5 protein-coding genes are annotated in these 6,319 nt (G+C 71.3%); 4 read left to right on the plus strand and 1 reads right to left on the minus strand.

The genetic code is table 11. The annotated features are described in order from the left end of the window. Positions 1-87: 87 nt before the first annotated feature. The 3 genes from ACWDAK_RS09090 (at position 88) to ACWDAK_RS09100 (ending at position 3,659) form a co-directional block, all read left to right on the plus strand. Positions 88-846, plus strand: a complete 759-nt coding sequence (locus ACWDAK_RS09090) for a sulfite exporter TauE/SafE family protein (RefSeq protein ID WP_427394889.1) — start codon at positions 88-90, stop codon at positions 844-846. A gap of 225 nt (positions 847-1,071) precedes the next feature. Next, on the plus strand, positions 1,072-1,374 hold the full coding sequence (locus ACWDAK_RS09095; protein ID WP_427394890.1) for a 4a-hydroxytetrahydrobiopterin dehydratase: 303 nt from the start codon (positions 1,072-1,074) through the stop codon (positions 1,372-1,374). Positions 1,375-1,472: 98 nt separating this feature from the next. Continuing rightward, entirely contained in the window at positions 1,473-3,659 is a 2,187-nt protein-coding gene (locus ACWDAK_RS09100; RefSeq protein ID WP_427394891.1) for a hypothetical protein, read from the plus strand. A gap of 115 nt (positions 3,660-3,774) precedes the next feature. Here the strand turns inward: ACWDAK_RS09100 and ACWDAK_RS09105 are convergent, their stop codons facing one another. Then, complete coding sequence (locus ACWDAK_RS09105) at positions 3,775-4,284, minus strand: HNH endonuclease (protein WP_344635410.1); 510 nt, start codon at positions 4,282-4,284, stop codon at positions 3,775-3,777. 292 nt (positions 4,285-4,576) lie between these two features. Between ACWDAK_RS09105 and tyrS the strand changes: the two genes are divergently transcribed. After that, entirely contained in the window at positions 4,577-5,842 is a 1,266-nt protein-coding gene (gene tyrS / locus ACWDAK_RS09110) for a tyrosine--tRNA ligase (protein ID WP_427394892.1), read from the plus strand. Positions 5,843-6,319 lie beyond the last annotated feature (477 nt).

Here is a 6,319-nt window from a genome sequence, read left to right on the forward strand (position 1 = left end):
TCCCGTTCCGGATGATGGATACCCCCTGATCCTGGTACCGCCACTGCTGGAGGATCAGCGTGACAGGGGCGAGCGAAGGGTTCGGACATGACGTGGTGGGAGGCGCTGCTCGTCCTCGCCGCCGGGATCGGTGCCGGGACGATCAACACGGTGGTCGGCTCGGGCACCCTGATCACCTTCCCGGTGCTGCTCGCCTTCGGCCTGCCGCCGGTCACCGCCAACGTCTCCAACACCATCGGCCTGGTTCCCGGCTCGCTCAGTGGAGCCATCGGCTACCGCCGCGAGCTCGCCGGACAGGGCGGGCGGCTGCGCCGGCTCGGCACCGCCTCCCTGCTCGGCGGGCTGCTCGGCGCCTGGCTGCTGATCAGGCTGCCGGGCAGCGCGTTCAAGGCGATCGTCCCGGTCCTGATCCTGCTCGCGCTGGTCCTGGTGGTCCTGCAACCCAGGGTGGCCCGCGCGATGGCCGCCCGGCGGAGAGACGGCGCCGCGACCGGTACCGGCCCGGTACTGCTGCTCGGAGTGTTCCTCACCGGCATCTACGGCGGGTACTTCGGCGCGGCCCAGGGCGTGCTGCTGATCGCCATCCTGGGAATGCTGCTGGACGACGGGATGCAGCGCCTCAACGCGGCCAAGAACGTGCTCGCGCTGACCGTCAACGGCGTCGCCGCAGTCTTCTTCCTCTTCTCCTCGCACACCGACTGGACGGCGGTGCTGCTGATCGCGGCCGGTTCGGTGCTCGGCGGCCAGATCGGGGCCAAGGTCGGCCGACGGCTGGCGCCACCCGTGCTGCGCGGCGTCATCGTGGCGATCGGCCTGGTCGCGGTGGTCCGGCTGCTGATCGCCTGACGGGGAGCGGGTGCGTTGGCTCGCCGGTCTGGCGGTCTGGCGGTCTGGCGGTCCGCTGGCCCGTCGGCTCGCCGGCCTGTTGGTTCGACGGTCCGTCACAGGCGGGAGGCGGCCGATCCGTGGGCGGTGCGCGGTGTCGCCGGGCCCGCCGGCGGCCGCCTCCCTATGCTCCTGTGAGCGCACCAGGCACCGGTGAGCGCACCCCGAGGGAGAGGCAGCAACACCATGAGCGGACGCCCGGCCCTGCTGACCGAGGACGAGATCACGGCGGCACTCACCGCCCTGCCCGACTGGACCCGCGAGGGAGACTCGATCACCCGTACCGTCGAGGCGTCCAGCTTCCCGGCCGCCATCCGGATCGTGGACTCGATCGCCGTGACCTCCGAGCAGATGGACCACCACCCCGACATCGACATCCGCTGGCGGACCCTGCGCTTCGTCCTTCTCACCCACAGCGAAGGCGGTCTGACCAGCCTTGACTTCGCCCTCGCGGGCAGGATCGACGAGGCCGTGCGCGCCGGGGCCTGAGCCCCGGTCAGTGGCCGGAGCCCAGGGTTTGGGAGGGCCCGCGTCCGTCGACGTGAGATGCTGGCGCCTCGTAGCACGCAGTCGGACGGACGGGACGCATGGCTCAGGACCACTCCGGGACCGCCGGGCAGGAGCCCATCGGGTACGACTACCAGCAGCAGCCCTGGTACCCAGCGCAGCAGCCGGCTGCGGCCGGTGACCCCTGGCAGGGTGGCGCGCAGGAGCAGTATCCGAGCGGCGACCACGGCTTCCACGAGCAGCCGGGCTTCGCCGAGCAGCCCGGCGGGTTCGGTACCCCCGCCCAGGCCGGCTTCCCCGAGCAGCACGGGCTGCCGGGCCAGCCGGGCTGGGACGGCCAGAACACCGGACCGTGGCAGAACGGACTCCACGGGCAGGGCGGCGTGCCCGGGCAGGGCGGCCATCCGGGGCAGCAGGAGGCCGGCGGGCACGGCGACGGCTTCTACGCACCCCAGGCGCCCGGCGCCGGTGGCCAGGAATTCGGGGCCACCCCCGGCTACGACCCGTTCGGGACGAGCGCGGCCGCCACCACCGCCGACTCCGTGTACGGCCAGTACCAGGCCCCGGAGCAGCAGCTCTACGCGCCGCCGGGTACTGAAAACGGCTACTACGGCTTCGACCAGCAGTACCCCGCGGATCCCACCGGCCCCGCCGCCCAGGGCGCCCAGCCACCGGCCGGCCCGGCGTCCCGCGCCGGCGCCGAGCCGGACCAGGGCCCGCCCACCGCCGCCTTCCCCCCGTTCGACCAGGCCGCGACCGCCACGATGCCCCCCGTCTCCGGGGACTCGGCAGCCGTCCCTCTCTCGCCCTTCGTGGTCGCCACCCCGGCGGAGCAGCCGGACGACGGCAGCCGGAACGGCGGCGGCTCGAACGACGGCGAGGGCAAGGGCTCGCTCGTCGACCGGGCCAAGGCCGCAGTCTCCGCCGTGGTCTCGGCCGAGCACGGCCCCGACCGGCGCACCCTGGCGATCCGAGCCGGCGCCGGTGCCGCCGCCGTCCTCGTCCTGATCACGGCGGCCGTGCTGGCCACCGACGGCAGCGGCAGCGGCAGTAGTGGCAGCAGCGGCGGAAGCACCGAGGACCCGGCCGCGGCCAAGGCCTTCGCGGTCGCCCACGCCAAGGCCTGGACCGCCCAGCCCGCGGCCGCCGGTGCGGCCGGCTCCGACGACACGCTGGTCGGCAGCTGGCTGCTCGCCGACACGGCCGTCCGTGCCGACAGCACCGGTGTGCACGCGTACGCGCTGACCGACGGGAAGCCCGCCTGGACCGTCACCCCGCCGGCCGACAACGCCGCCGCCTGCGGCCTCTCGCCCACCGTGAACACCAACGGTCTCGGCGTCGCCCTGTTCCGGCCGCAGGCCGATCCGAAGAGCCCCTGCACAATGCTCGCCGCGATCGACACCAAGACCGGCAAGACGGCCTGGACCAAGACCCTCTCCGACACCAAGGACCCGTACTCCGCGCACGTCGCGGTCAGCGGCGACAAGGTGATCGCGGTCGGCGACGACAAGGCCTGGGCCTGGGCAGCGGCCGACGGCAGCGACGCCTGGCAGTACACCGGCCAGGGCAAGTTCTGCACCCTGTCCGGCGGCGCGGGCGGCGACACCGTGCTGCTCAGCAGCAGCTGCGCGGACAGCGACCCGAACGTCCAGGCCGTCGCGCTCAACACCGCCGACGGCAAGGTCAAGTGGTGGCGCGGGCTCAACAACAGCCCGAAGACCGTCACCGTGCTGTCGGCCGAACCCGCCACGATCCTCACCACCGGCCAGAGCCCCGCCGACGACCGGGTCCTGTCCTGGGGACCCAACGGCGACCCCGCCACCGAGATCCCGGTCTCCGGCAACGGCGGCCGCCTCGACGTGGCCCGGGGCACCTTCAGCCCGACGCCCACCGTGTTCTTCCAGGGCCACACCATGGTCACCACGCTGACGCCGGCCGAAGGCAGTCCGGTCGCCGTGACCGCGTACGACCTGACCACCGGCAAACCGCTCTGGAAGTCCGCCGCCACGGAGAAGGGCAAAGCCCGCGCGGTGGGCATCGACAACGGCGCGCTGATGCTCGCCGTCGACGAGCGGCTCGACCAGCCGGCCCACCTCAGCCGCTTCGCCCTCACCGGTGGCCAGGAGTCCACCGGCGGCGCCTACCCGCAGGGGACCGGCTCGCTGCTCACCGCGGGCCGGGTCCTGATCGGCGGCGACAAGGTGGTGGCCGTCCCCGAGCACTCGACCAACTTCGGTACCGCCACCGCCTTCCAGGCCAAGGGCTAGACAGCCCCTACCGGTACCCGGCCGTCCGGTGGCCGAGGCCCGCTGCCATCGGCCCGGTGGGCCGATCCGTCCCCCCACGAGATCGGATCGGTCCACCGGGAGCCAGGTGAGCCGGTCAGGCCGCGGCCGGCAGCCACGGTGCGAACTCGCCCGCCTCGCTGCCGCGCAGGCCGAGCGCCATCATCAGCGAGGCCTCCGGCGTGGGTTCGAACGGCCTGCGGAGCAGCTGCATCCCGGCCTGCTCCGGGGTCCGGTCGGCCTTGCGCTGGTTGTCCTCCGCACAGGCCGCCACGGTGTTCAGCCAGCTGTCGGTGCCACCCCGGGACTTCGGCACCAGATGGTCGACCGTCCCGGCCCGCCGCCCGCAGTACGCGCACACGTGCTGGTCCCGGATCAGCACCCCGCGCCGGGACCACGGGGCCCGTTGTCGGAACGGCACTCTGACGTACCGCCGCAGCCGGATCACCCGGGGCACCGGTACGGACACGCCGGTCGCGCGAACCACGCCCAGCGGACGGGCGTGTTCGACCACGGCCTTGTCCTGGAGGACGAGCACCACGGCGCGCTTGAGCGACACCGTCGTCAGGGGTTCATAGCTCGCGTTGAGTACCAGCGTGTTGCGCACCGGGGCCACCCTCCCTGTCCCGACCGTGCCCCGACGGCCCGGCCGTCCTGATCCCATGCCTGTCAGCCGCCCCGTTGCTCGTCGCCCGGTGGCGGTGCAAACACTCTGGACGGGCCCGGGCGCCCGAACAACGGAATTTCGCCTGCCCGGCCACAGCGGTGGCACGCCCGAACTGAAATCCGCTGGCCAGGACCGCGTACCCTCTAGAACGCTGGAGTCGTCCAGACGCGGGGCCCGATGGAACGGCCCACTGACACGCGCCTGGGTGCCCGATCGAAGGAGAAGCGAGACCGTGACGGACATCGTCGACGAGCTGCGGTGGCGCGGGCTGATCGCCCTGTCCACCGACGAGGACGCACTGCGCAAGGCGTTCGCGGACGGCCCGGTCACGTTCTATTGCGGCTTCGACCCGACGGCCCCGAGCCTGCACCTGGGCAACCTGGTGCAGATCCTCACCATGCGCCGCATCCAGCGGGCCGGAAACCTCCCGCTCGGCCTGGTCGGCGGCGCCACCGGCCTGATCGGTGACCCCAAGCCGACCGCGGAGCGGGTCCTCAACGACCCCGAGGTGGTGGCCGGCTGGGTCGACCGCCTGCGTGGCCAGATCTCCCGCTTCCTCGACTTCGAGGGCGAGTACGCGGCCAGGATGGTCAACAACCTGGACTGGACTTCCGGGATGTCGGCGATCAGCCTGCTGCGCGACGTGGGCAAGTACTTCCGCGTCAACAACATGATCGCCAAGGAGGCGGTCGCCCGGCGGCTGAACTCCGACGCGGGTATCAGCTACACCGAGTTCAGCTACCAGATCCTCCAGGGCATGGACTTCCTGGAGCTGAACCGCCGCTACGGCTGCACCCTGCAGACCGGCGGCAGCGACCAGTGGGGCAACCTCACCGCCGGAACCGACCTGATCCGCAAGGCCGAGGGCAAGTCCGTGCACGCCCTCGCGACCCCGCTGATCGTCAAGGCGGACGGCACCAAGTTCGGCAAGACCGAGTCCGGCACCGTGTGGCTGGACCCGGAGCTCACCACCCCGTACGCCTTCTACCAGTTCTGGTTGAACGCGGACGACCGGGATGTCTCCAACTTCCTGCGCATCTTCTCCTTCCGTTCGAGGGAGGAGATCGAGGAACTGGAGCGCGAGACCGCCGAGCGCCCCGCCGCCAGGCTCGCCCAGCGCGCCCTCGCCGAGGAGCTCACCACCCTCGTGCACGGGGCGGAGCAGTACGAGCGCGCCGTCGCGGCCTCCAAGGCGCTCTTCGGCCAAGGCGACCTCGCCGACCTGGAGCCCTCGACCCTCGCCGCCGCCCTGGCCGAGGTCCCCAAGGCCACGGTCAGCGAGCTGCTCCCGATGGTCGACCTCCTGGTCGAGGCCGGCTTGGCCCCGAGCCGCAAGGGCGCCCGTCGCACCATCAACGAGGGCGGCGCCTACCTCAACAACGCCAAGGTCACCGACGAGGAGGCGTCCCCCTCCACCGCCGACCTGCTGCACGGCCGCTGGCTGGTGCTGCGCCGGGGTAAGCGCAACCTCGCCGCGATCGAACTGAAGACCGCCTGACACCCGAGCAACAGCGACAGCCTGCAGGACACGGGTTGGCGCAAACCGACTCGTGTTGAGCTGCACCTTCGGGTGGGAGGGGCCGGATCAAGCCAGATCCGGCCCGTCCACGTTTGACTACCGTTGACCGGTGTCCTAACGTAGGTCGAGTCGCCTGATTCGGGTGGACTCCCCTTCGACCAGTGATGGTCCGTCGCACGCCCTTTCGATCTCGATCGATTGGGAAATTCGACCGGAAAGCTCTGGTAGAGTTCGGGAGCGCCGAAAGGCGAAAGAAGAAAGCAAATCCGATGGAATTCGATCCGGTAAACGGAGCGGAAAGCATCTGATAAGCTGGAAACACGAAAGAACGAAGCGCCCGGAGGTTCCGCTGGAAGGCGGCCCGAAGGAAGCGTCCGTTCCTTGAGAACTCAACAGCGTGCCAAAAGTCAACGCCAGATATGTTGACATCCCCGGCCTCGGATCCTTGTGGTTCGT

The sequence above is a fragment of the Kitasatospora sp. NPDC001175 genome (genome assembly GCF_053598215.1).